General features: G+C 65.9%; 20 protein-coding genes. 11 read left to right on the forward strand and 9 right to left on the reverse strand.

Annotation, left to right across the window (positions count from 1 at the left end):
- Positions 1 to 115: 115 nt before the first annotated feature.
- From GWK50_RS08170 to GWK50_RS08190, 5 genes are read right to left on the reverse strand one after another with little or no spacing between them, the layout of a single operon-like run.
- Entirely contained in the window at positions 116 to 718 is a 603-nt protein-coding gene (locus GWK50_RS08170) for a YigZ family protein (protein ID WP_162016041.1), read from the reverse strand.
- 35 nt (positions 719 to 753) lie between these two features.
- Positions 754 to 2,106 carry a phospholipase gene (locus tag GWK50_RS08175; RefSeq protein WP_162016042.1) on the reverse strand — a complete coding sequence of 451 codons (1,353 nt, stop codon included), beginning with the start codon at positions 2,104 to 2,106 and terminating at the stop codon, positions 754 to 756.
- Positions 2,107 to 2,122: 16 nt separating this feature from the next.
- A complete protein-coding gene (locus GWK50_RS08180; RefSeq protein WP_162016043.1) occupies positions 2,123 to 3,685 on the reverse strand; it encodes an FGGY-family carbohydrate kinase in 1,563 nt (520 codons plus the stop codon).
- Positions 3,686 to 3,742: 57 nt separating this feature from the next.
- On the reverse strand, positions 3,743 to 5,353 hold the full coding sequence (locus GWK50_RS08185) for a glycerol-3-phosphate dehydrogenase/oxidase (RefSeq protein ID WP_162016044.1): 1,611 nt from the start codon (positions 5,351 to 5,353) through the stop codon (positions 3,743 to 3,745).
- Positions 5,341 to 6,957, reverse strand: a complete 1,617-nt coding sequence (locus GWK50_RS08190) for an FAD-binding oxidoreductase (protein WP_162016045.1) — start codon at positions 6,955 to 6,957, stop codon at positions 5,341 to 5,343. Before GWK50_RS08190 ends, GWK50_RS08185 begins: the two co-directional genes overlap by 13 nt.
- 59 nt (positions 6,958 to 7,016) lie before the next feature.
- Here GWK50_RS08190 and GWK50_RS08195 point away from each other — a divergent pair, with 59 nt between their 5' ends.
- The 3 genes from GWK50_RS08195 to GWK50_RS08205 all read left to right on the forward strand — a co-directional run bounded on the left by GWK50_RS08195 (position 7,017) and on the right by GWK50_RS08205 (position 9,885).
- Positions 7,017 to 8,045, forward strand: coding sequence for an AraC family transcriptional regulator (locus GWK50_RS08195; RefSeq protein ID WP_162016046.1), 1,029 nt, complete (start codon positions 7,017 to 7,019; stop codon positions 8,043 to 8,045).
- 107 nt (positions 8,046 to 8,152) lie between these two features.
- A complete protein-coding gene (locus GWK50_RS08200; protein WP_162016047.1) occupies positions 8,153 to 9,073 on the forward strand; it encodes a restriction endonuclease in 921 nt (306 codons plus the stop codon).
- Positions 9,074 to 9,246: 173 nt separating this feature from the next.
- Positions 9,247 to 9,885, forward strand: coding sequence for an N-acetyltransferase (locus GWK50_RS08205; protein WP_197904991.1), 639 nt, complete (start codon positions 9,247 to 9,249; stop codon positions 9,883 to 9,885).
- Positions 9,886 to 9,902: 17 nt separating this feature from the next.
- On the opposite strand, the gene GWK50_RS08210 is transcribed toward GWK50_RS08205, so the two are convergent.
- On the reverse strand, positions 9,903 to 10,499 hold the full coding sequence (locus tag GWK50_RS08210; protein WP_162016048.1) for a DUF502 domain-containing protein: 597 nt from the start codon (positions 10,497 to 10,499) through the stop codon (positions 9,903 to 9,905).
- A gap of 150 nt (positions 10,500 to 10,649) precedes the next feature.
- Between GWK50_RS08210 and GWK50_RS08215 the strand changes: the two genes are divergently transcribed.
- The 4 genes from GWK50_RS08215 (at position 10,650) to GWK50_RS08230 (ending at position 18,322) form a co-directional block, all read left to right on the forward strand.
- A complete protein-coding gene (locus GWK50_RS08215) occupies positions 10,650 to 13,055 on the forward strand; it encodes a YgiQ family radical SAM protein (protein WP_162016049.1) in 2,406 nt (801 codons plus the stop codon).
- A 263-nt stretch (positions 13,056 to 13,318) separates the two neighbouring features.
- Positions 13,319 to 15,241: a PrkA family serine protein kinase gene (locus GWK50_RS08220; protein ID WP_162016050.1), complete on the forward strand. Its 1,923-nt coding sequence runs from the start codon at positions 13,319 to 13,321 to the stop codon at positions 15,239 to 15,241.
- 190 nt (positions 15,242 to 15,431) lie between these two features.
- Positions 15,432 to 16,697 carry a YeaH/YhbH family protein gene (locus GWK50_RS08225; protein WP_162016051.1) on the forward strand — a complete coding sequence of 422 codons (1,266 nt, stop codon included), beginning with the start codon at positions 15,432 to 15,434 and terminating at the stop codon, positions 16,695 to 16,697.
- Positions 16,694 to 18,322, forward strand: a complete 1,629-nt coding sequence (locus GWK50_RS08230; RefSeq protein ID WP_162016052.1) for a SpoVR family protein — start codon at positions 16,694 to 16,696, stop codon at positions 18,320 to 18,322. Before GWK50_RS08225 ends, GWK50_RS08230 begins: the two co-directional genes overlap by 4 nt.
- Before the next feature lie 154 nt (positions 18,323 to 18,476).
- Here the strand turns inward: GWK50_RS08230 and merR are convergent, their stop codons facing one another.
- Complete coding sequence (gene merR, locus GWK50_RS08235; protein ID WP_162016053.1) at positions 18,477 to 18,932, reverse strand: Hg(II)-responsive transcriptional regulator; 456 nt, start codon at positions 18,930 to 18,932, stop codon at positions 18,477 to 18,479.
- Between the two features lie 71 nt (positions 18,933 to 19,003).
- Here merR and merT point away from each other — a divergent pair, with 71 nt between their 5' ends.
- The 3 genes from merT (at position 19,004) to merA (ending at position 21,426) form a co-directional block, all read left to right on the forward strand.
- Complete coding sequence (gene merT / locus GWK50_RS08240) at positions 19,004 to 19,354, forward strand: mercuric ion transporter MerT (protein ID WP_162016054.1); 351 nt, start codon at positions 19,004 to 19,006, stop codon at positions 19,352 to 19,354.
- 15 nt (positions 19,355 to 19,369) lie between these two features.
- The gene (merP, locus tag GWK50_RS08245; RefSeq protein WP_162016055.1) at positions 19,370 to 19,669 is read left to right on the forward strand and encodes a mercury resistance system periplasmic binding protein MerP; all 300 of its coding nucleotides are present in this window, start codon (positions 19,370 to 19,372) and stop codon (positions 19,667 to 19,669) included.
- 71 nt (positions 19,670 to 19,740) lie between these two features.
- Positions 19,741 to 21,426 (forward strand): mercury(II) reductase, encoded by a 1,686-nt coding sequence (gene merA / locus GWK50_RS08250; protein WP_162016056.1) that lies wholly within the window; start codon positions 19,741 to 19,743, stop codon positions 21,424 to 21,426.
- Positions 21,427 to 21,452: 26 nt separating this feature from the next.
- Here the strand turns inward: merA and GWK50_RS08255 are convergent, their stop codons facing one another.
- Entirely contained in the window at positions 21,453 to 22,352 is a 900-nt protein-coding gene (locus GWK50_RS08255; RefSeq protein WP_162016057.1) for a CaiB/BaiF CoA-transferase family protein, read from the reverse strand.
- Between the two features lie 123 nt (positions 22,353 to 22,475).
- A complete protein-coding gene (locus GWK50_RS08260) occupies positions 22,476 to 23,672 on the reverse strand; it encodes an amino acid aminotransferase (RefSeq protein WP_162016058.1) in 1,197 nt (398 codons plus the stop codon).
- 102 nt (positions 23,673 to 23,774) lie between these two features.
- On the opposite strand from GWK50_RS08260, the gene uvrB reads away from it, so the two are divergent.
- A complete protein-coding gene (uvrB, locus tag GWK50_RS08265) occupies positions 23,775 to 25,874 on the forward strand; it encodes an excinuclease ABC subunit UvrB (RefSeq protein WP_162016059.1) in 2,100 nt (699 codons plus the stop codon).
- Positions 25,875 to 25,920 lie beyond the last annotated feature (46 nt).

A 25,920-nucleotide genomic window follows, 5' to 3' on the forward strand; every position in this document is an offset into this window, starting at 1 on the left:
GGCAGGGCTCCAGGGGTGCAACAGCTAGTGCAGTGTTTCACTCTGAAAGTACCAATCAGAGTGAAACACCGCACTAGGTATCGGCAGACGGCCCGCTTTTCTGAAGCGAAATCGCTCAGGCGGCAATGCCGGGGGCGTCTTGCCAGCCCACGCGGCCCTGGCCCTGGTCGTTGATGCGCTGCACAAAGGCTGCGGCCTGGGCTGCGGGCAGGCGCAGGTGCAGGGTGACGAGCTGGCCGTGTTGCACCTCCAGCAGCTCGGCATGGGCGGCGTCGATCTCGCGGCGCAGCAGGCCTTCCAGGGCGTAGGGCACGAGGCATTGCAGGTGGGTCATGCGTTGCAGCGGCACCTTGGTGGCGGTGAGCAGGGCCTGGGCCACGGTGTCGGTGTAGGCGCGCACCAGGCCGCCCGCGCCCAGCTTGACGCCGCCAAAGTACCGCACCACGGTGGCCAGCACGCCTTCGAGGTCCTGGTGGCGCAGCACGTCGAGCATGGGGCGGCCGGCGGTGCCGCCGGGTTCGCCGTCGTCCACGGCGGCAGACTGACCGCCCGCGAGCAGCGCCCAGCAGATGTGGGCGGCGCCAGGGTGTTCTTTCCACAGCGCATCGACATGCGCCTGGGCGCTGGCGCGGTCGGGCATGGGTTGCACGCAGCCGATGAAGCGGCTTTTCTTGATGATGAGTTCGCTGTGCGCGGGGGCGGCCAGGGTGTGGGGCATGGGGGCAGTAGCTTACCCCCACTGCGGCATGGCGATCAGCGTGTGTCAGTGCTGGCCAGGATGCCGCGCACCATGTTGCGGCTGTGCGCGCCAAAGTTGCGCATCAGCGTGGCGATGGTGGACTCCAGCACCTGGCGCTGCGCTTCGCCCTGGCTGGCGACTTCGGCCACCAGGTCGATGGCCTTGGCGTGCACGCCGAAGTCGAAGCTGGGGTCGTTGACGTAGCCGGGCTGCACGCTGGCCAGCATTTGCTCGGTCACGGTGGGGCCCAGGGTGTGGGCCTGCTGGGCGACGGTGTGGCGGACGTAGGTTTCGCTCCAGGCGGGATGGCTCGCGTCGGTGCTGGTGTCGCGCAGCGCCTGGTCCACGCTGCCGCTCTGGCGGGCCTGGGCGCTGGCCTGGATCATCTGGCTCTCATAGCGTTCCAGCACGAAGTGGCGGTTGGACAGCAGGATGACCATGTCGTTCTTGGCGCCGGGCATGCCCAGCATGGCCAGCAGGTTGATGCCGATGAGCCGCGCAGACGAGAATCCCGGCGCCAGGCTGGCATGGTAGGGCTGGGTCAGGTCCTGCAGGTAGTGCAGCGCCAGCCCGGCAAAGCGCCAGCCCCAATAGGGGTGCCCGGTGCGAAATGCCAGTTCCGACAGCCCTGCGTACTGGTGGATGCGCAGCATCGGGTAGGTGCGCTTGAGAAAGCCCGCCGCCATGTAGATGACCGGAGCCTCGTGGTAGTAGCCCATGTGAAAGGGCGCCTGGGTGGAGAAGTCCAGGTTGGGGTTGCCGAAGGGAATCTTGCCGAAGCCGTAGCCTGGGCCCCAGTCGGAGGGGCTGTCTTCCCACAGGTTCAGGTCCATGCCGTAATCGGGCTCGTCGCTGGCCGATGCCAGCACGGCCAGGGGCGCCACCATCTCGCCTGCGCGCAGCGCCACGAAGTGGTGGCCGCCGCCGTCCTTGTCGCGCGCGGGCAGGGCGCTGACGAGGTCGTGCGCCATGCGTTCGGCCTGCGGCGGCGCGGCCCAGGGGTCGGGTTGCACGTACAGCGCAAACCGGCTTTGGGGCGAGATGCGCAGCGCCGTCAGAAAGGCTTTGCGCAGGGCCTGCGGCCCCTGGGCGGCCACGGCGGGATCGAAACGCAGCGCCGTGGGCAACGGCGGGTAGGTGGCGATGTGCTGCTGGGCCCAGGCGTCCTGTGCGCTCAGCAGTTGCGCAAGGGGCTGGGCTTGCGCGGCCAAAAAGGCTTCGAGCGGCTCGGCCGCCACGGGCGCGGCCTGGGCCACCTGGGGCATGGATTCAAAGGCTCGGTAGCTGGCCAGGGCGTGGTTGCTCCAGGCCCAGGCGGGGCTGGTGGCGCTCAGGGTGAGCAGGGCGGTGACAAGCAGGCGTTTCATGGCGGTGCCTTGGTGTTCAATCGTGTGAAGGGTAGCCGGTGATGGCGCGGATGTCCCGGTACAGGGGCTGTAACCTTTCATACATGCGGCAATAGACGCGGCGGTAGAGCTGCTCGTAGGTGCGGGCATGCTCGGGCTCGGGCAAAAAGACCTGGCCGATGCGCGTCATCGCGCGCACGGCGGTGGCGAAGTCGGCATGCAACCCCAGGCCCACGCTGGCGATGATGGCCGCGCCCAGGCCGCTGGTCTCATACAGGTGCGGGCGCTCGCTGGGCAGGTTGAAGACGTTGGCGGTGATCTGCATGGCCGCGTCGCTCTGCGAGCCGCCGCCCGAGACGCGCACGCGCTCAATGGCCGCGCCGCCGCGCTTTTCGATGCGCTCCTTGGCCTCGTGCAGCGCGTAGGCCAGGCCTTCGAGGATGGCGCGGTACAGGTGGGCGCGCGTGTGCACGTCGCCAAAGCCGATGATGGCGCCCTTGGCCTCGGGGCCGGGCACCTTGATGCCGGGGTTCCAGAAGGGCTGCAGCATCAGGCCCTGCGCACCCGGCGGCACGGCGTTCACCAACTCGTCGAACAGGCTCTCGGGCGGCACGCCGCGCTCTCGCGCCAGCCGCTCCTCGTGCTGGCCAAACTGCTCCTTGAACCAGCTCACCATCCAGAAGCCGCGCGTGATCTGTACCTCGGTGTTGTAGTGCCCCGGCACCGCCGCCTGGTAGGGCGGGATGAAGGGCGTGGCCTCCAGGTAGCGCGGCGTGGTGGTGTTGATGGTGGCGGCCGTGCCGTAGGACAGGCAGGCGATCTCGGGCGTCAGACACCCGGCGCCGATGACCTCGCAGGCCTTGTCGGCCGCGCCCGCCACGACGGGCAGGCCGGCGGGGATGCCGGTGTCCTGCGCGGCCTGGGGCGTGATGGTGCCGATCACCGTGCCCGGTTGCACCAGCTCGGGCAGCATGGAGGGGCGCACGGGCAGGGCGTGCCACTTCCAGTCGTGCGGCGGCGCCCAGCGGCCTTTTTTGTAATCAAAGGGCACATAGCCGACCTGCGAGGCCACCGAATCGACCATGCGCCCCGCCAGGCGCCAGTGCAGGTAGCCCGAGAGCAGCAAAAACTTGTCGGTGCGCGCCCACAGTTCGGGCTGGTGCTGTGCGATCCAGTTGGCCTCGGCCTCGCGCTGGAAGTGCCGCACCGTGTCGCGCATGCCGATGGCGGCAAAGGCGGCCTCCCACCACCAGGGCAGGCGCGGGGCCAGCTCGGCGCGGCGCTGGTCCAGCCAGATCATGGAGGGGCGCAGCGGCCGCCCGTCGGCCCCCAGCGACACCGTGGTGCCACGCTGCGTGGTGACGACCACGCCGGCAATCGCCTCCTTGGGCACCGCCGTGCTGGCCCACAGGCGCTGACAGGCCTGGCACAGCGTTTGCCAGAAGGCCTCGGGGTCGTTCTCCATCCAGCCGGGCTGGGGCGACTGGTAGGTGGTGATGGGCACCTGCGCCTTGTCCACCAGGTTGCCGTGCAGGTCGAACAGCAGGGCGCGCACGCTCTGGGTGCCGTTGTCTATGGCCAGCAGGTAGGGCTGGGTCATGGCGTCTCCTGGAATGTGCTATTGGTTTGATAGCTGCTTGCGCTTGCTGGGTAAGCGCTAGAGGCCTATTCTTCTTGAATCCGGTAATTGGTAATGCGTGTGGATCAGCTCGCGGTAGCGGGCGATTTCCGCCTCCCAGCGCGCATCGCTCCAGCCCAGGTGCGGCGCGCACAGCGCGCGGATGCGCGGCAGGTGTTCCAGCGCGCCCTGCGCCAGCAGAATGCCCAGCCGAGTGCGGCGCAGCAGCAGGTCGTCCAGGTGCTCCACGGCCTCGTGGCGAGCGGCCAGGGGCAGCTCGATCCACAGCGTCTGCGTGCCGGGAATGCACTCCAGGTCGTCGCTGTTTGCACTGGCGCACAGGTTGGCGGCCAGGCTTCCGTAGCGCGCCTGCAGGCGCTGGCGCACGGCGGGGCTCCAGCGTGGGTCCAGCGGGCTGGCGGGGGTGAACAAGGGCGCATCGCTGCGCGCAAACGGCTGGCCCACATGCGGCGCGGCCAGGGCCAGCGCGTCCTGCGCCATGAGGCGGAAGGTGGTCAGTTTGCCGCCCGTCAGCGTGATGAGGCCCGCTTCGTCGCGCACCACATGGTCGCGCGTGGCTTTCGAGGCGTCCTTCTGGCCGTCGTCGAGCACCGGGCGCACGCCTGCGTAGCAGGCGACCACGTCCGCTGGGCGCAGGTGCGTGGCGGGGAACTGGTCGTTCACGGCGTCCAGCAGATAGTCCACCTCGGCGGCCGTGATGCGCGCCTCGGCGTCGAGCGGTTCGCGGTGGTCCAGGTCGGTGGTGCCGATCAGCGTGGCGCCTTCCCACGGGTAGAGGAAGACCGGGCGCCCGTCCTGCGGGTGCATGAAGCTGATGCTCTGCGCCACCGGCAGGCGCCAGAAGGGCACGACCAGATGGCTGCCGCGCAATGGGCGCAGCAGGGGCCGGGCGCCCGTGCCGGTGCGCAGCCGGTCGGCCCAGGCGCCCGTGGCATTGACCACGCAGCGCGCGCGCACGGTGTAGCGCTGCCCCTCCAGGGCATCCTGCAGCTCCAGGCCCGCCACACGGCCTTGTTCGAGCCGCAATCCGCTCGCCGCCATGTAGTTGAGGGTGGTGGCGCCGAGCCGCCGCGCCTCTTGCAGCACACGCAGCACCAGGCGCGCGTCGTCGGTCTTGGCGTCCTGGAAGACCAGCGCGCCGCGCAGGCCAGGCGGCGCCAGGCCGGGCGCGAGCATCTGCGTGGTGGCCAGGTCGGCGTGGAAGTGGCTGCGCTGTCCGGCCATCAGGTCGTACAGCGCCAGGCCGGTCTGCATCAGCCAGCGCCCCGGCTTGCGGCCCGCGCAGTCGGCGAACAGAAAGCTCTGCGGCTCCACCAGGCCGGGCGCTTCCTGCAGCAGGCGATTGCGCTCGCGCACCGAATGCAGGGTGGTTTTGAGGTCGCCTTCCTTCAGGTAGCGCAGCCCGCCGTGCACCAGTTTGGATGAACGGCTCGACGTGCCCCAGGCAAAGTCGCGCTGCTCCACCAGCAGCACGCGCCAGCCCTGCGCGGCGGCCTGCTGCGCCACGCCGGCGCCGGTGATGCCGCCGCCAATGACGGCCAGGTCCCATTCCTGCGCGGTGAGCCGTGCCAGCGCCTGGGCGCGCGGCGGAATTGAGCCGGGTGGGAGTGCGCCGTTCAGTCCCTCCATGGCCCGCCATCCTGCAAAAGCTTGCCGGGGTTCATGATGCCGTGCGGGTCGAACTGGCGGCACAGCCCGGCCAGCGTTGCCATGCCCAGCGGGCCTTTCTCCTGTGCCAGGTGCGCGGCGTGGTCGCGCCCCACGCCGTGCTGGTGGCTCACGGTGCCGCCGTGCGCGGCAATCTGTGCGGCCACGGCTTTTTTGAGCGCCTGCCAGCGCGCAAAGTTGGGTTCAAAGCCACCGGCTGCGGTGGGCCACACGTACTGCGAATAGATGCTGCTGCCCTGCGGGTACACATGCGAGAGGTGGGTGAAGGCGTGTACGGGCGTGCCGAAGGGCGAGAAGGCATCGCGCGCGGCCTGTTCCATGGCCAGCATCAGCGGCTTGACCTGGGGCCAGTCCACGGCGGTCTCGATGGTGTCCACGCTGTAGCCCAGCTCCCACAGGGTGTTGCGCAGGTAGGGGCCCTTGAAGCGGTTGGCCGCCCATTTGCTGCCCATGGCTGGGCCGATGTACACCGCGCCATGCCGCGCAAGCAGCTTGCGCGCGGCGCGCAGGGTGTGGCGCGCGGTGGCGGGGGCGGCGGTCACGCCCAGGGTCAGCAGGCATTTGCCCTGGCCGCAGCCGCGCCAGCCCAGGTAGCGCTCCAGCAGCGCAATCTGTCGCTCATGGCCTGCCAGGCGCAGGTTGGTCTCGGTTTCGATGCCGTTGGACAGCCGCAGCATGGACAGCGGCAGGCGCTCTTGCACCAGCGCGCGCACGGCGGCCTCGGCGGCGTCCCAGCCGGGCAGGAAGAGGGCGTGAAAGCTCTCGTGCCCCGGCAGGGGCGAGACGCGCACGGTGGCCTCGGTCAGCACGCCCAAGCGCCCTTCGGAGCCGAGCACGATCTCGCGCAGGTCCGGCCCGGCGCTGGAGGCGGGCAGGGTGGGCAGGGCGAGCGTGCCCACGGGCGTCTCCATGCGGCCGCCGGCAAAAAGCTGTTCGATACGCCCGTAACGCAGCGACTGCTGGCCGCTGGAGCGCGTGACCACCCAGCCGCCCACGGTGGAGTATTCGAACGACTGCGGAAAATGCCCCAGCGTGTAGCCCTGGGCGCGCAACTGCGATTCGACCAGCGGCCCGGGCGTGCCCGCACCGAAGGTGGCGAGCTGGCTGGTCTTGTCCAGGTGCAGCAGGCGGTTCAGGCGCCCCAGGTGCAGGGACAGCACGGGCTGCTCGCCCGCAGGGCAGTCCAGGTGGCCCGACACGCTGGTGCCGCCCGCAAACGGAATCACCACCCAGCGCTGCGCGTGCGCCAGGTCCAGCAGGGTGCGCACCTGCTCGCCCGATTCCACGAAGGCCACGCCATCGGGCACCGGCGGCAGGTGGCCCAGTCGCTTGCGAATCCAGTCGGCATAGCTCTCGCCCCAGGCCACGGGGAGGCGCGCCTCGGGGCTGCGGTCGATCAAGGGGTGCTCGGGCAGGCGCGAGGGCGGGATGCGCGCCAGCAGGTCCTCGCGGCGCGCGTCCTGCCCGGGGTGGCCCGGGCCGAGCCGCTCGGCCAGCATGGCACGGGCGCCTTCGCCCAGGTTCATCGCGGTGGCGTCGTCGCCCCAGCCGTTCCAGCGTCGCATGACATACTCCCAACAATGGGCGCTACTGTAGGGATGGGGCGCCCGTTTGCCATTTCGCAATGCCGCCAACCGATTGTTCCATCACGCCAAACACGCCTGCGCCCCGGGTCGTGGCCCCCTATGCGCGCACGCTGTGGGACGCTGCGCACGCCGAGGGCGTTCCCGCCGCCGCCCTGGCGCAAGCCCTGGGCCACGACGCGCCGGGCGAGGACGACATGCCCGTTGCCACCTACCTCGCCCTGCTGCAGCAGGCGCTGGCACACGCCGGGCCGGGCTTTGGCTGGCGCCTCGGCAGCAGTGTCAAGCCCACCACCTACGGCGTCAATGGCATCCTGCTGCTGGCCTGCCCCACGCTGGGCGAAGCGCTGGCGCAGGTGCTGCGCTTCGAGTCGCTGGTGCACGACCTGGGGCGCTCGTCCTTTGCGCGGCAGGGCGACACGGTGGAGTACGCCTGGGCCAACCACTGGCCCGACCACCCGGCCGCCGCCGCGCTGGCCGAGTCGGTGTTTGCGGGCATCCAGACCTGTGCGCAGTGGCTGGTGGGCCAGCCGATCGCGGGTTTTGAGCTGGAATTCATGCACTACCGCGACGAGGCCACGGCCCAGGTCATCGCTCAGGCCAGCGGCGCGCGCGTGCGCTGGGGCTGCGCGGCGCACCGTGCCTTGTTCCCGGCGGCGCTGCTCGATTGGCCCATCCCGCAGGCCAACAAGGCCCTGCTTCCGCTCTTGCAGCGCCATGCCGACGAACTGCTGCAGGCGCGCCACCCGCGCGACACCGGCATCGTGGCCCAGGTGCGCCAGCGCATCTCGGCCCGGCTGGGGCAGGGCGCCGTCAAGCTGGCCGACGTGGCCGACGACCTGCACCTGTCCACCCGCACCCTGCAGCGCCGCCTGATGGATGCGGGCGTAGCCTTCCAGACCCTGCTGGACGCCACACGCCACGAACTGGCCTGCCACTACCTGGCCCATTCGGACATGCCCATCACCGAGGTGGGCTACCTGCTGGGCTATCAGGAGCCATCGGCCTTCCACCATGCCTTCAAGCAGTGGCAGGGGGTCGGGCCGGGGCAGTACCGGGGGCGGCGGTAGGGCAACGTGCGGCGGCCATGGTTGCCTTCCACACCCACCTTTCAGATGTTGTCAAAGGCATGGGCCAAAATAGTCGAAACGCCGCATCAACAACAGGAGGGGGAGCCATGGCTAGACGCAATAAACACAGTCTACTGGAAGACGTTCTGGACTTGCTTGCCATGCTCCCTTGGTGGGTCTGTGTGGTGCTCGCTGCGGTCAGCTATTTTCTATTGCACCGCCTGGCAATCCCCATCCAGGTCTCAGATGCTCAGGGCCAAGGGGGAGCAATGGTAGGCGTCATGATGCAAAAGGCCGTGATCCATGGTCTGGCAAACGCCGGTCAGTACATCGTGCCGCTGCTTTGCCTGGCAGCGGCTGCCCTCTCCGCTTGGCGACGCAAACAACGTCAAACCTTGGTTGCGGACGTGGCACAAGCGCGCGATGCCAATGCCTTGGACGGGATGAATTGGCGGGAATTTGAGCTGCTGGTCGGTGAGGCTTACCGTCAGCAGGGCTACCGCGTGTCAGAAATCGGTGGAGGTGGCTCTGATGGAGGCGTTGATCTCGTCCTTGTCAAAGACTCTGAGAAGTTTTTCGTGCAGTGCAAACAGTGGAAGGCCTACAAGGTGGGCGTCACCATCGTGCGCGAACTCTACGGCGTCATGGCAGCCAAAGGTGCCACGGGCGGCTTTGTTGTGACCTCGGGGCGGTTTACGGCAGATGCAATAGCCTTCGCCCAGGGACGGAACATCGAACTCATTGGCGGTCCGCAGCTCTTCGAGATGATTCAACGGGTACGGAGCGTGCAGGGCCAATCTGCGGCCGCACAACAGAAAGTTCCCAGCGGGATGGGCGCGTTGGAAGCCCGACCAAGATCCGCAACCACCGAACCAAAGGTCACTGCCAAAGCAGCATCTCAACCTGAATGCCCACGCTGTGGCGCTGCTATGGCACTGCGCACCGTCAGACAGGGTGCCAATGCGGGCAACACGTTCTGGGGTTGCTCAACCTTCCCCAAATGCCGGGGTACGGCGGCGGCGGGCTAGCTTGAGTTGAATACCCGATGCGCTTCTTCCACGTTTGCACCGAATAAGCCATGGTCAATGCTCGTTGGTACTGCTGAGGTTTTTACGCTTTTGGCTTCCCTGACTATGCAAATACGCCCGTCCACCGCTGCAAGGACATGCCAGGTCACAAATGAGAACAAAGGTGCGACGCCGTGAACATTTCCATCAGACCTGAAACCCCGGCCGACCACCCCGCCGTCGAGGTGCTGACGCGCGAAACGTTCTGGAACCTGTACCGGCCCGGTTGCGATGAGCATTACCTCGTCCACGTGATGCGAAGCCACGCGGACTTTCTGCCCGCACTGGCCTTTGTGGCCGAGGTGGAAGGGCAGATCGTCGGCAGCATCCTGTACACACGTTCCTGGGTCGTCAACGAGCTGGGTGAGAAGGTGGAGACCGCCACTTTCGGGCCCTTGTGCGTGCACCCGGCCTGGCAGCGGCGGGGTGTGGGCACGGCGCTGATCGAGCACACCAAGGCGCTGGTGGTGCAGCAGGGGTATCCCGCCATTCTGATCCTTGGCGATCCGCACAACTACTGCAGGCATGGATTCAGGACGGGCAAGGACCTGGGGGTGGGCAGCCTGGACGGCAAGTTTCCCCTGGGGTTGCTGGTGCTGGAGTTGCGCCCCGGTTTTTTTGCAGGCCACCAGTGGAAGCTGCACACCAGCGCGGTGTACGAGTTCGATCCGGCCCTGGTGGATGCCTACGACGCCCGCTTTCCGGCCAGGGAAAAGAAGCACCAGCCCTCGCAGGAGCTGTTTTCCATGCTGGTGCGGTCGGTGGTGGAGTAGGGGGCGCACCCCCGGGGCTATTCGGCCTTGCCCTTGCCTGAAGCCATGAACGCGATCAAGGCCATGCGCATGGCTTCTTCCACGGACATGTCCAGCGGCGTCGTCCAGCTGCGTGGAACAAACACCGTGTAACCACCGATCATGTAGCCCATGGGCAGGTAGACCGCGACGCGGTCGTCCAGCGCGCTGAGGCCTTTGGGAAGGCCTTGCATGCTCTGGCGCGTGATCAGGCCGACGGTGCTCAGCTCGGAACCGGGCATGGTGAGCAGCACCACCTGCTGGGTGTCCTGCGCATGCGGCGCGAAGTAGTCGGCGAAGTTCTTCAACGACGAATAGATGCTCTTGACCACTGGCAGGTTGGTGAACGGCAGTTCCACCCATGAAAACAGGCGCGGGGCACTGGGCAGCGAGATCAGCACGCCCAGCCCCAGGATCAGCAGGGCGCCCAGGGCGATGCCCAGCCCCGGAAGGTAGAAGTCCCCCGTCACCGGCCTCAGCAGCGCCATGGCCGAGCGCTCGGCCCAGGTAACAAAGAGGATGAGCGCATAGACAGTCAGCGCCACCGGCAGAAAGGCGATGAGCCCACGGAAGAAGTACTGGGAAAGACGTTTCATGGCGGCGGCGTTGCGGCAGGGACCGCGCCAGCATAGCAGTGCGGTTGCCGGTTCTGGCAGGCGCCCTGTAGCCCCTTGAACGACAGGTGATTGGGTTACCCTCTTAAAATCTTGCACCCCCCGATTGGCCCGTCAGATGGCCGCACCCCCATGAACGCCTACGTTGACGTCTCTTTCTTCCCGCGCGCGGCCAAGCCGATCACCAGCTACAAGCCCTATTGGGCCAAGCGCTTTGGCACGGCGCCGTTCTTGCCCATGAGCCGGGCGGAGATGGAGCAACTGGGCTGGGACAGCTGCGACGTGGTGCTGGTGACGGGCGATGCCTACGTGGACCATCCCAGCTTCGGCATGGCCGTGATTGGGCGCGTGCTGGAGTCGCAGGGGTTTCGCGTGGGCATCATCTCGCAGCCCGACTGGCAGAGCGCCGAGGCCTTCAAGGTGCTGGGTAAGCCCAACCTGTTCTGGGGCGTGACGGCGGGGAACATGGATTCCATGATCAACCGCTACACGGCCGACCGCAAGATCCGCAGTGACGACGCCTACACCCCCGGCGCCGAGGCCGGGCGCCGCCCGGATCGCGCGGCCATTGTCTATAGCCAGCGCTGCCGCGAGGCCTTCAAGGACGTGCCTATCGTGCTGGGCGGCATGGAGGGGTCGTTGCGCCGCATCGCGCACTACGACTACTGGAGCGACAAGGTGCGCCGCTCCATGGTGGTGGACGCCAAGTGCGACCTGCTGCTGTACGGCAACGCCGAGCGCGCGCTCATCGAGATTGCCCACCGCCTGGCGCGCCGCGAGCCGGTGGAGCGCATCACCGACGTGCGCGGCACGGCCTTCATCCGCCGCCCGGGCGATCCCAGCACCGAGGGCTGGTTCGAGCTGGATTCGACCGAGGTGGACCAGCCCGGACCGGTGGAGGCGCACATCAACCCCTACCAGACCACCAGCGAGCAGGCCGCCAGCCAGGGGGCCAGCTGTGGCGCGCAGAGTACTACTGTTTCGATAGCTGATGGCGCTTTACCAGCGGGCGTTGCAGGCCAAAATGGCTCTGAAAAATCAGGACTGGAAGACAACACCAAGCCGCTGACTTTTGTGCCCAACCCGGCCTTGGAAGCCAAGCGCAAGCGCCCGCCGCAGGAGCGCACCGTCATTCGCCTTCCCAGCTACGAGCAGGTGCGCAGCGACGCGGTGCTCTACGCCCATGCCAGCCGTGTGCTGCACCTGGAAACCAACCCCGGCAACGCCCGTGCACTGGTGCAGGCGCACGGCGAGGGCAGCACGGCGCGTGATGTGTGGATCAACCCGCCGCCCGTGCCGCTGACCACGCCGGAGATGGACTTCATCTTCGACCTGCCCTACGCGCGCAGCCCGCACCCGCGCTACGCCGACGAGAACGGCCGCCACGACGGCGCGACCAAGATCCCCGCGTGGGAGATGATCCGCTTCTCCATCAACATCATGCGCGGCTGCTTCGGCGGCTGCACCTTCTGCTCCATCACCGAGCACGAGGGGCGCATCATCCAGAGCCGTTCGGAAGAGTCCATCATCCGCGAGATCGAGGACGTGCGCGACAAGGTGCAAGGCTTTACTGGCACCATCTCCGACCTGGGCGGCCCCACGGCCAACATGTACCGCCTGGGCTGCCGCACGCCCGAGATCGAGGCCGCCTGCCGCAAGCCCAGCTGCGTCTATCCCGGCATCTGCCAGAACCTCACCACCAACCACGACCCGCTCATCAAGATCTACCGGCGCGGCCGCGCCATCAAGGGCGTGAAGAAAATCCTCATCGGCTCGGGCCTGCGCTACGACCTGGCGCTGGAGTCGCCCGAGTACATCAAGGAACTGGTGCAGCACCATGTGGGCGGCTACCTCAAGATCGCGCCCGAGCACACCGAGGCCGGCCCGCTGACCAAGATGATGAAGCCCGGCATCGGCAACTACGACCGATTCAAGACGCTGTTCGAGAAATTCACAGCGGAGGCGGGCAAGAAGCAGTTCCTCATTCCGTACTTCATCGCGGCCCACCCCGGCACCAGCGACGAGGACATGATGAACCTCGCGATCTGGCTCAAGAAGAATGGCTTTCGCGCCGACCAGGTGCAGACCTTCTACCCCAGCCCCATGGCCTCGGCCACGGCCATGTACCACACCAACCTCAACACGCTCAAGGGCATCCACCGCGACGAGCGGGCCGAGCGCGTGGACGTGGTGCGCGGCGAGAAGCGGCGCCGCCTGCACAAGGCCTTTCTGCGCTACCACGACCCGGCCAATTGGCCGCTGTTGCGCGAGGCCCTCAAGGCCATGGGCCGCGCCGACCTGATCGGCAACGGCAAGCACCACCTGATCCCCACCTACCAACCCGCGGTGGGCAAGTGTGGTGGCAAGCAGGACAAGGCCAAGTACATCGTCATTCCGACCATGCGACCGGACCCGCTCAACCGCCAGCCTGTGCAGCCCGAGCCGGGCCAAATCCTGACCCAGCACACCGGCCTGCCGCCGCGTGCAGGCATCCAGGGTAAACCGCCAGGCAAGAAGCGTCCGGTCGGCAAGCGCTGAGAGGCTGCGGCACCACGCGTGCCGCAGTCTGACCGAGCCCGACCGTGGCGGCCGCATGCGCGGCTCTGTCGGGGGCAAACGTGCAGTATGCCGTGTTCCGGTCCTGTGGGTGAAGGCCTGAAAAATAGCGTTGCCAACACCCCCTATTACCCTGTTCAAAGCCACAGCATGGTGCTACAACGGCCTCAAGCCGATAGCCCGATGCTTTGCAACTTTGCGGCGTGGTCTGAGTCCATCAGAGCGTGCTGTCACAGGAGGCCACTATGGATGCCATCAGCAGTTTCACCGCACGCTACGCCCGTTCGCGTGAAGAGGAAATGTCGATCGACGAGTACCTCGCCGAGTGCAAGCGTGATCCCATGGCGTACGCCACGGCCGCCCAGCGCATGTTGGCTGCCATTGGCGAGCCCGAGATGGTGGACACGCGCAACGACCCGCGCCTGTCGCGCATCTTTGCCAACAAGGTCATCAAGCGCTACCCGGCCTTTGCCGAGTTCTACGGCATGGAAGACTCCATTGAGCAGGTGGTGAGCTTCTTCCGCCATGCTGCGCAGGGGCTGGAGGAGCGCAAGCAGATCCTCTACCTGCTGGGGCCCGTGGGCGGCGGCAAGAGCTCGATTGCCGAGCGGCTCAAGTACCTGATGCAGAAGGTACCGTTCTATGCGCTCAAGGGCTCGCCAGTGAACGAATCTCCGCTCGGGCTGTTCGATGCGGTAGAGGACGGCCCGGTGCTCGAAGAGCAGTTTGGCATTCCGCGCCGCTACCTGCAGCGCGTGCTCTCGCCCTGGGCGGTCAAGCGGCTTGAAGAGTATGGCGGCGATATCCGCCAGTTCCGCGTGGTCAAGCGCTACCCCAGCATCTTGAAGCAGGTGGGCATTGCCAAGACCGAGCCCGGTGACGAGAACAACCAGGACATCTCCAGCCTGGTGGGCAAGGTGGACATCCGCAAGCTCGAGAGCTTTGCCCAGGACGACACCGACGCCTACAGCTACAGCGGCGGCCTGTGCCTGGCCAACCAGGGCCTGCTGGAGTTTGTGGAGATGTTCAAGGCGCCCATCAAGGTGCTGCATCCGCTGCTCACCGCCACGCAGGAGGGCAACTACAAGGGCACCGAGGGCTTTGGCGCCATCCCGTTCGACGGTGTGGTGCTGGCGCACAGCAACGAAAGCGAGTGGAAGGCCTTCCGCAACAACAAGAACAACGAGGCCTTCCTGGACCGCATCTACATCGTCAAGGTGCCGTACTGCCTGCGCGTGAGCGAGGAAACGCGCATCTACGAAAAGCTGATCCGCGAATCCTCGCTGGGCAACGCGGTGTGTGCGCCGGGCACGCTCAAGATGATGGCGCAGTTCGCCATCCTCACGCGCCTGAAGGAGCCCGAGAACTCCAGCATCTTCAGCAAGATGCAGGTGTACGACGGCGAGAGCCTCAAAGACACCGACCCGCGCGCCAAGAGCTACCAGGAGTACCGCGACTACGCCGGGGTGGACGAGGGCATGACGGGCATTTCCACCCGCTTCGCGTTCAAGATCCTGTCCAAGGTGTTCAACTTCGACAGTGTCGAGGTGGCGGCCAACCCGGTGCACCTGATGTACGTGCTGGAGCAGCAGATCGAGCGCGAGCAGTTCCCAGGCGAGCTGGAGACCAAGTACACCGGCTACATCAAGGAATACCTCTCGCCGCGCTATGCCGAGTTCATTGGCAAGGAAATCCAGACGGCCTACCTGGAGAGCTACAGCGAGTACGGTCAGAACATCTTCGACCGCTACGTCACCTACGCGGACTATTGGATCCAGGACAACGAGTACCGCGACACCGATACCGGCGAGGTGTTCGACCGGGGCGCGCTCAACGCGGAGCTGGAGAAGATCGAGAAGCCCGCAGGCATTGCCAACCCCAAGGACTTCCGCAACGAGATCGTCAACTTTGTGCTGCGGGCGCGCGCCAACAACCAGGGCAAGAACCCGAGCTGGACCAGCTACGAAAAGCTGCGCCTGGTGATCGAGAAGAAGATGTTCTCCAACACCGAGGAGCTGCTCCCGGTGATCAGCTTCAACGCCAAGGCCAGTGCCGAGGAGGCCAAGAAGCACGAGGACTTTGTCACCCGCATGGTGGCCAAGGGCTACACGCCCAAGCAGGTGCGGCTGTTGTGTGAGTGGTACCTGCGTGTGCGCAAAAGTAGCTGATATGAAACAACCCCCTGAGTCGCTTCGCGCCTTCCCCCTTCTCTCACGCTGCGCGTGGGAAGGGGGACGCAGCCAGCGCACGCCAGCGAAGTGCCGCCTTTGCTGCGGCTTGGCGGCCCTTGCGCGGCTGCCCGCACTGGGGTCGCGCCCGTGCCGTGGCTGGGGGGCTGGTTCGTTCGGGGGCTGACGCATGGCACTCCAAATCATCGACCGCAGACTCGCAGGCAAGAACAAATCGGTGGGCAACCGCGAGCGCTTTGTTCGTCGCTACAAGGAGCAGATCGCCGACGCTGTGCGACGCGCCGTCTCGCAGCGCGACATCCGCAACATCGAGGGTGCGGAGAGCATCACCATCCCCCGCAAGGACATCAGTGAACCGGTGTTCCACCATGGCCAGGGCGGTATCCGCGACACGGTGCACCCCGGCAACACCGACCATGTGCGCGGCGACCGCATCCAGCGCCCGCAGGGCGGCCAGGGCAGCGGCTCGCAGGCCAGCGACAGCGGCGAGGGAGAGGACGACTTCACCTTCACGCTGACCAAGGAAGAGTTCATGCAGCTCTTCTTTGAAGACCTGGCCCTGCCGCACCTGCTGCGCACCCACATTGGCGACAACCCGCAGTGGAAGAGCCGCCGCGCGGGCTACAGCCAGGACGGTACGCCCAACAACCTGGCCGTGGTGCGCACCATGCGCGGCGCTTTGGGTCGGCGCATTGCACTGACCAACGCACCGCAGCGCGAACTGCAGGCGCTGCAGGACGAGCTTGATGCCCTGCTGGCGCAGGACGACGGCACCAGCGAGGCCGTAGCCCAGTTGCAATGCAAGATCCTCCAGCTGCGCGAGCGCATCGGCAAGGTGCCGTACCTGGACCCCATCGACCTGCGCTTTCGGGCACGCGCCAGGGTGCCCGTGCCCAACAGCCAGGCCGTGATGTTTTGCGTGATGGACGTGTCCGGCTCCATGGACCAGGCGCGCAAGGACCTGGCCAAACGGTTTTTCATCCTGCTGTACCTGTTCCTCACCCGGCACTACGACAAGATCGACATCGTCTTCATCCGCCACCACACCCAGGCTGCCGAGGTGAATGAAGATCAGTTTTTCCACTCGACGGAGAGCGGTGGCACGGTGGTGAGCAGCGCGCTGGTGCTGCTGGAGCAGATCATCCGTGCGCGCTACCCTGTGGAGGACTGGAACATCTACGTCGCCCAGGCCAGCGACGGCGACAACTTCAGCAACGACAGCGGCAACTGCCGCAACCTGCTGGCTGAAAAGATCCTGCCGCTGGTGCGCTACTTTGCCTACGTGCAGGTGGCCGAGGAAGAGCAGAACCTCTGGGATGAATACAGCCAGTTGCTCCCCTGGTTTGCCCACTTTGCCATGCGCAAGGTGTCCGACCCGAGCGAGATCTACCCGGTCTTCCGTGACCTCTTCAAGAAAGAAGGGGTGCAGGTATGAACATGACCCAATACCCCGTGCTGGAGCGCCGCCAGGGCGACAACCCCTGGAAGGCTGCCACCGTGGGCGAGCGCCGCCACCGCGTGGTGCCTGAGGCGCCGTTGCCCCCAGGGCAACGCCCCATGCAGCCGCTGCCCGACCCCAGTGACTGGACGTTTGAGCTGATCGAGCGCTACCACAGCGCCATTGCCGCCACGGCCGAGCGCTTCGGGCTGGACACCTACCCCAACCAGCTGGAGATCATCACCGCCGAGCAGATGATGGACGCCTATTCCAGCGTGGGCATGCCCGTGAACTACCGGCACTGGAGCTACGGCAAGGAGTTTCTGGCCACCGAGCGGCGCTACCGGCGCGGGCACATGGGGCTGGCGTATGAAATCGTCATCAACTCCAACCCCTGCATCAGTTACCTCATGGAAGAAAACACCACCGCCATGCAGGCGCTGGTGATCGCCCATGCGGCCTATGGGCACAACAGCTTCTTCAAGGGCAATTACCTGTTCCGCATGTGGACAGACGCGTCCAGCATCATCGACTACCTGGTCTATGCCAAGGACTTCATCGCCCAGTGCGAGGAGCGCCATGGCCTGGAGACGGTGGAGCAATTCCTGGACTCTTGCCACGCGCTGTCCAACTTCGGGGTGGACCGCTACCGCCGTCCCTCCAAGAAGAGCTTGGCACGGGAGCGCCAGGAGCGCGCCCAGCGCGAAGCCTACGCGCAGCAGCAGGTCAACGAGCTGTGGCGCACCCTGCCTGTGCGCCCCGGCAAGGAGCCACTGGCCCTGCAGGCCGAGCGCTTCCCGGCCGAGCCGCAGGAAAACATCCTGTACTTCATCGAAAAGAACGCCCCCCTGCTGGAGCCCTGGCAGCGCGAGGTGGTGCGCATCGTGCGCAAGATCGCGCAGTACTTCTACCCGCAGCGCCAGACGCAGGTCATGAACGAGGGCTGGGCCACCTTCTGGCATTACACCCTGCTCAACACCTTGTACGACGAGGGCTATCTGACCGATGGCGTCATGCTCGAATGGCTGGGCTCGCACACCAACGTGGTGTTCCAGCCCCCCGTGGGGCATCGCGCCTACAGCGGCATCAATCCCTACGCCCTGGGCTTCGCCATGTACCGCGACATCCAGCGCATCTGCCAGAACCCCACCGCGGAAGACCGGCGCTGGTTCCCCGACATCGCGGGTACCCCCTGGCTGCCCGCGCTCGACCATGCCATGCGCAACTTCAAGGACGAGAGCTTCGTTGGCCAGTACCTGAGCCCACACCTGATGCGCGAGATGCGCCTGTTCGCCCTGCATGACGACGCCAGCCAGGACGAACTGGTGGTCAGCGAGATCCACGACGAGAACGGCTACCGCAACCTGCGCCAGATCCTGTCGCAGCAATACGACCTGGGCACGCGCGAGCCCAATATCCAGGTGTGGAACGTGAACCTGCGCGGCGACCGCAGCCTGACCCTGCGCCACACCCAGTACCAGGGCCGCCCCCTGGCCGAAGACACGCAGGAGGTGCTCAAGCATGTGGCGCGTCTGTGGGGCTTTGGCGTGCAGATCGAGAGCGTGGATGGCTATGGCAACCACCCCATCCTGCTGCACTCGGTGCCGGCGCCTTCCGCGTGAGAGCGGCGGCGCCACCGATTCATTGAAGCATTTTTGGCATCTGGCGCTTGTTGGATAAGCGCTAGTAGCTATTAAAACAATAGCATTTCAGGCCGCAATACAACCACCGCCAGCCCCGTGCCGTGCAGCAAAATGGTCCCCACAGCAAAGCATGCTAAGGCGTAGTCGCCTCGTGACCACTCCGTAGCGCCATCGTAAGGTTCGTTTTGCCTTGCAGTGACGTAATCAGTGGGCAGGAAACCTTTCCCTGGTGCGCATGGCAGGCGCACACCAGATCAGACAGCACGGCCTCCATGCGCGCTAGGTCGGCCAACTTCTCGCGCACGTCCTTGAGCTTGTGCTCGGCCAGGCTGCTGGCTTCCTCGCAATGGGTGCCATCCTCCAGCCGCAGCAGCTCAGCGATTTCACCCAAACTGAAGCCCAGCCGCTGCGCTGACTTCACGAACCGCACCCGCGTTACATCTGCCTCGCTATAGCGGCGGATGCTGCCCTGGGGCTTGTCCGGCTCCGGCAGCAAATCCTTGCGCTGATAGAACCGGATGGTCTCCACATTGACCCCGGCCGCCTGGGCGAAAACGCCAATGGTCAGATGCTCCCGATTGTTTTTCATATCGCTTGACTCCGTACATAACTACGGAGATAAGCTTAAGCCATTCCATCCAGATTCGAAAGGACACGCGTATGTCTGAACCACCAAACGGGAGCGGCGCGCTCTTCACCGGGGGGCTGTCCGCCATCCTCGCCTCGGCCTGCTGCCTGGGGCCGCTGGTCTTGGTGGCCCTGGGGTTCAGCGGTGCTTGGATCGGTAACTTGACGGTGCTGGAACCCTATCGCCCTATCTTTATCAGCGTGTCACTGGTGGCGCTGTTCTTCGCCTGGCGGCACATTTACCGGCCAGCGCAAGCCTGCAAACCGGGTGAGGTCTGCGCGACTCCCCCAGTGCGAGCTGGTTACAAGCGCATTTTTTTGGTCGTGGCCGTGCTGGTTCTGGTCGCGCTCGGATTTCCCTACGTCATGCCATTTTTCTATTGATCGCCGGAGTTCCTCATGAAAACGCAAGTCTCAAAGCAAGCCAAAAAACTGTTGGCCTCCCTCGTCCTCGCTACCGTTTTTGCCCCCGTGTGGGCCGCAACCCAGACCGTCACGCTGTCCGTACCGGGCATGACCTGCTCCGCTTGTCCGATCACCGTCAAGAAGGCGATTTCCAAGGTCGAAGGCGTCAGCAAAGTTGACGTGAGCTTCGAGCCACGCGAAGCCGTTGTCACCTTCGATGATGCCAAGACCAGCGTGCAGAAGCTGATCAAGGCCACCGGGGACGCGGGCTATCCGTCCAGCGTCAAGCAGTGAGTCACTGGAAACGGCACCGCGGCACATCTGACGCCATTGCCTGGTGCCACAAACGATAAAGGATCTTTCGCATGACCCATTTAAGAATCACCGGCATGACTTGCGCCTCGTGCGCAGCGCACGTCAAGGACGCGCTGGAAAAAGTGCCCGGCGTGCAGTCGGCGCTGGTGTCCTATCCAAAGGGTATGGCGCAACTCGCCATCGAGGTGGGCACGTCATCGGATGCGCTGACTGCCGCCGTGGCCGGGCTGGGTTATCAGGCATCGTTTGCCGATGCGCCACCGCTGGACAACCGCGCCGGACTGCTCGACAAGGTACGTGGCTGGATGGGTGCCGCCGATCAACCCCGTGGCAGCGAACGCCCGTTGCAAGTCGCCGTGATCGGCAGCGGTGGAGCCGCGATGGCGGCAGCGCTGAAGGCCGTCGAGCAAGGCGCGCACGTCACGCTGATCGAGCGCGGCACCATCGGCGGCACCTGCGTCAACGTCGGTTGCGTGCCGTCCAAGATCATGATTCGCGCCGCCCACATCGCCCATTTGCGCCGGGAAAGCCCGTTCGATGGCGGTATCGCGGCGACGGTGCCTGCGCTGGACCGCCGCAAACTACTGGCCCAGCAGCAGGCCCGCGTTGATGAACTGCGCCATGCCAAGTACGAAGGCATCCTGGACGGCAATCCGGCCATCACCATGCTGCTCGGTGCAGCGCGTTTCAAGGACAGCCAGAGCCTTGTCGTCCATTTGAACGCGGGGGGCGAGCGCGTCGTGGTGTTCGATCGCTGTCTGGTTGCCACGGGCGCCAGTCCGGCCGTGCCGCCGATTCCGGGCTTGAAGGATTCCCCCTACTGGACTTCGACCGAGGCCCTGGTCAGCGAAACCATTCCCGAACGCCTGGCCGTGATCGGCTCCTCGGTGGTGGCGCTGGAACTGGCGCAAGCCTTCGCCCGGCTGGGTAGCCAGGTCACGATCCTGGCGCGCAGCACGCTGTTCTTCCGCGAAGACCCGGCCATCGGCGAGGCGGTCACGGCCGCCTTCCGTGCCGAAGGCATCACGGTACTGGAGCACACGCAAGCCAGCCAGGTCGCGCATGGGGATGGCGAATTCGTGCTGACCACCGGGCATGGTGAGCTGCGCGCCGACAAGTTGCTGGTCGCTACCGGACGGACACCGAACACGCACAGCCTGGCACTGGACGCGGCAGGGGTCGCCGTCAATGCACAGGGCGCCATCGTCATCGACCAGCGCATGCGCACCAGTACGCCGCATATTTATGCGGCCGGCGACTGCACTGACCAGCCGCAATTCGTCTATGTGGCAGCGGCCGCCGGCACCCGTGCGGCCATCAACATGACCGGCGGCGACGCCGCCCTGGACCTGACCGCGATGCCTGCCGTGGTGTTTACCGACCCGCAGGTCGCCACTGTGGGCTACAGCGCGGCGCAAGCGCATCACGATGGGATCGAGACCGACAGCCGACTGCTGACGCTGGACAACGTGCCGCGTGCGCTAGCCAATTTCGACACACGCGGCTTTATTAAGCTGGTCATTGAGGAAGGTAGCGGACGGCTCATCGGCGTGCAGGCAGTGGCCCCGGAAGCGGGCGAGCTGATCCAGACGGCGGCCCTGGCCATTCGCCACCGCATGACGGCGCAGGAACTGGCAGACCAGTTGTTCCCCTACCTAACGATGGTTGAGGGCTTGAAGCTTGCGGCGCAGACATTCAACAAGGATGTGAAGCAGCTTTCCTGCTGCGCCGGGTGAGAACAAGAAGGCGTTCAATGGTGGGTTCAGTGCAGCGCGTGCAGCGGGATGTCGCGCGCTTGCGCCAGCGCCGTCAGTTGCTCGCGGGTCTGGCCCTGCAGGAAGCGGGCGATGGCCGCGTGCGTAGCCGGGTCGCGCAGGTGCTCCATGTCGCCCCGGGCTGGCAGACCCGCGGCCTCGCACAGGCGGGCGGCAAAATGCGGCTCCAGCGCAGCCACGGCCACGCGGCCATCCCGGCAGGGGTAGATGCGGTAGCCCGCGTGCGCGCCGCCCACATCGCCCTGCGGGGTGGTCAGGCCCCAGTGCAGCGGCAGGGCCAGCCACTGTGCGGCCTCGGCCAGGCCCACTTCGATGCACACCCCAGCACCTTGCTGGCTGCGCGCCAGCAGGGCCTGCAGCACAGCCTCGCTGGCCACCAGTGCGCCCGCCATGTCGGCGAACAGGGTGGGCGGCGGCGCCTGCAGGCCTGCCAGCAACCCGGCTTCGGCCTGGTAGGTGAGGTCGTGGCCGGGTTCCTCGGCACGCTCGCCCAGCGCACCGACGATGCGTACCAGCGACAGCCGCGGGTAGCGCACCTGCAGCACTTCCCAGCCCAGCCCCAGCTTGGCCAGGGCCGAGGGGCGGAAGGACGTGATCAGCACATCGGTGCGCGCCAGTTCCGCGTGCAGTGCAGCCTGGCCCTCTTCGGTCTTGAGGTGGGCGTGCAGCACGCGCACGCCTTGGTGCAGGTCGGCATAGGCGGTGGGGCTGTAGATGCCCATGGGGTCGGCGCTGGCATGGCCCGGCGCAGGGGGCGGCTCCAGCTTGGTGCACTCGGCGCCCATGCGCGCGCAGCGCAGCAGGGCGGCAGGGCCAGGCAGGTTGAGCGCCAGGCTCAGGACGCGGGAGCCTTGCAGGGGCGTGGGGTGGGCAGCAGTGTGGGGCATGATTGCTATAAATATAATAGCTACTGGCGCTTGATGGACGGGCGCTGGAGCCGAATTTTGCTCAAAAAAAAGCCGCCCGCAGGCGGCTCGGGGTTGGCGCCATGGTAGCGCTGGGTGGCCGTGTTACACCACCTTGGCAATGGCCTGGCAGACGTAGTCGATGTTCTTGCTGTTGAGCGCGGCCACGCACATGCGGCCGGTGTCGGTGCCGTACACGCCGAACTCGCTGCGCAGGCGCACCATCTGGTCCTTGGACAGGCCCGAGTAGCTGAACATGCCGATCTGGGTGGTGATGAAGGACATGTCCTGCTGCACGCCGACGGCCTTGAGGCCATCCACCAGCTTCTGGCGCATGGCCTTGATGCGCACGCGCATCTCGCCCAGTTCCTTTTCCCACAGGGCGCGCAGTTCGGGGTTGCCCAGCACCGCGGCCACCACGGCGCCGCCGTGCGTGGGAGGGTTGGAGTAGTTGGTGCGGATCACGACCTTGAGCTGGCTCAGCACGCGGTCAGCTTCTTCCTTGTTCGATGCCACCACCGACAGGGCGCCCACGCGCTCGCCGTACAGGCTGAAGCTCTTGGAGAACGAGGTCGAAACAAAGAGGTTGAGCCCGGCGGCCACGAACTTGCCGACCACGGCGCCGTCTTCCTGGATGCCATGGCCAAAGCCCTGGTAGGCCATGTCCAGGAACGCGGTCAGGCCCTTGGCCTTGACGGCGGCGATCACCTGGTCCCACTGCGCAGCCGTCAGGTCGTAGCCCGTGGGGTTGTGGCAGCAGGCGTGCAGCACGACGATGGTGCCGGGCGTGGCGGCGTTCAGGTCGGCCAGCATGCCGTCGAAGTTGACCGAGCGCGTGGCGGCGTCGTAGTAGCGGTAGCTGCCCACTTCAAAGCCTGCGTTCTGGAAGATGGCGCGGTGGTTTTCCCAGCTCGGGTCGGAGATCAGCACCTTGGCCTGGGGGCTGATCTTCTTGAGGAAGTCGGCGCCGATCTTGAGGCCACCGGTGCCGCCAATGGCCTGCACCGTGGACACGCGGCCTGACTTCACCACATCGGAGTCGGCGCCGAACACCAGGGCCTTGACGGCGTTGTCGTAGGCCGCAATGCCGTCGATGGGCAGGTAGCCGCGCGGTGCGGCCTTGTCCATCAGGGCTTTTTCGGCGGCTTGCACGCAGGCCAGCAGCGGCAGCTTGCCGTTGTCGTCGAAGTACACGCCCACGCCCAGGTTGACCTTGTTGGGGTTGGTGTCGGCGTTGTATTGCTCGTTGAGACCCAGGATGGGGTCGCGGGGGGCCATTTCGACGGCGGAGAACAGAGACATGGAAAGTGTCCTTGGAGGGTAGAGGTGGCGGGCAAACCCCGGCTGCGGTAGGCTTTGGGGTTAACCCGAGATTTTAGCGGCCCGCGCAGGTCGTATCGCACCATGTCCACGCAAGAGACTCCCGCCGAGCCCGCCAAGGGGCAGTTTGTCCAGTTTCCCGGCTCGCCTTTCGAGCTGTACCAGCCGTACCCGCCTGCAGGCGACCAGCCCGGCGCCATCGATCAATTGGTGGAGGGCGTGATCGAGGGCGAGGTGTTCCAGACACTGCTGGGCGTGACCGGTTCGGGCAAGACCTTCACCATGGCCAACGTGATTGCCCGCCTGGGGCGGCCGGCCATCGTGTTCGCGCCCAACAAGACGCTGGCGGCCCAACTCTACAGCGAGTTCCGCGAATTCTTTCCGAAGAACGCGGTGGAATACTTCGTAAGCTATTACGACTATTACCAGCCCGAGGCCTATGTGCCGCAGCGCGATCTGTTCATCGAGAAGGACAGCGCCGTCAACGAGCACATCGAGCAGATGCGCCTGTCGTGCACCAAAAGCCTGCTGGAGCGCCGCGACGTGGTGATCGTGGCAACGGTGTCGGCCATCTACGGCATTGGCAACCCCGAGAGCTATCACCGCATGGTGATGACACTGCGCGCGGGCGACAAGCTGGGCCAGCGCGATGCCATTGCACAGCTCGTGCGCATGCAGTACCAGCGCAACGACATGGACTTTGCGCGCGGCAATTTCCGCGTGCGCGGCGACACCATCGACGTGTTCCCTGCCGAACACTCGGAGCTGGCCCTGCGCATCGAACTGTTCGACGACGAGATCGAGAGCCTGCAACTGTTTGACCCGCTGACGGGCCGCGTGCGCCAGAGTATTCCGCGCTTCACCGTGTACCCCAGCAGCCACTACGTCACGCCGCGCGATCAGGTGCTGCTGGCGGTCGAATCCATCAAGGCCGAGTTGGCAGAGAGACTGAAGCAACTGCTGGCCGACGGCAAGCTCGTGGAGGCCCAACGCCTGGAGCAGCGCACGCGCTTTGACCTGGAGATGCTCAGCGAAGTGGGGCACTGCAAGGGCATCGAGAACTACTCGCGCCACCTGTCGGGCAGCCAGCCGGGCGAAGCACCCAGCACGCTGACCGACTATTTGCCACGCGATGCGATCATGTTCCTGGACGAGAGCCACCAGATGATTGGCCAGCTCAACGCCATGTACAACGGCGACCGCCAGCGCAAGACCACGCTGGTGGAATACGGCTTTCGGCTGCCCAGCGCGCTGGACAACCGGCCGCTCAAGTTCGAGGAGTTCGAGCAGCGCATGCGCCAGGTGGTGTTCGTCTCGGCCACGCCGGCCGACTACGAGAAGCAGCACGCAGGCCAGGTGGTGGAGCAAGTGGTTCGGCCCACGGGCCTGGTGGACCCCGAGGTGGAGGTGCGCCCTGCCACCCATCAGGTGGACGATGTGCTGCAGGAGATCCGCATTCGCAGCGAGCGGCGCGAGCGCGTGCTTGTGACCACGCTGACCAAGCGCATGGCCGAGCAGCTCACCGACTACCTCACCGACAACGGTGTGAAGGTGCGTTACCTGCATTCCGATGTGGACACGGTGGAGCGCGTGGAAATCATCCGCGACTTGCGCCTGGGCGCATTCGACGTGCTGGTGGGCATCAACCTGCTGCGCGAGGGCCTGGACATCCCCGAGGTGTCGCTGGTGGCCATTCTGGATGCGGACAAGGAGGGCTTTTTGCGTTCCGAACGCAGCCTGATCCAGACCATCGGCCGCGCGGCGCGCAACCTCTCAGGCAAGGCGATTCTGTACGCCGACCGGGTGACCGACTCCATGGCGCGGGCCATCGGCGAAACCGAGCGCCGGCGCGCCAGGCAGATTGCCTTCAACGCCGAGCATGGCATCACACCGCGCAGCATCGTCAAGCAGGTGCGCGACCTGATCGATGGGGTGTACAGCGAGAAGGCCGGCAAGGACGCCGAGCGCCTGGAGCAGGAGGCGCTGCAGCGCGCGCGCGTGGAGGACATGTCCGAGAAAGACATTGCCCGCGAGATCAAGCGCCTGGAGAAGCAGATGCTGGAACACGCGCGCAACCTCGAATTCGAGCAGGCGGCGCGCGTGCGCGACCAGTTGGCGCGCCTCAAGGACCAGGCGTTTGGTGCCCATGGGCAGGACAATGTCCCCAGGCTTGCTGAGGAATAACAGGGTATTGCAACTTTTGCGACGAATTGCGACCAAAGAGTTTACT

This window comes from Acidovorax sp. 210-6, assembly GCF_010020825.1.
In the GTDB taxonomy this organism is placed as follows: Bacteria; Pseudomonadota; Gammaproteobacteria; order Burkholderiales; family Burkholderiaceae_C; genus Simplicispira; species Simplicispira sedimenti.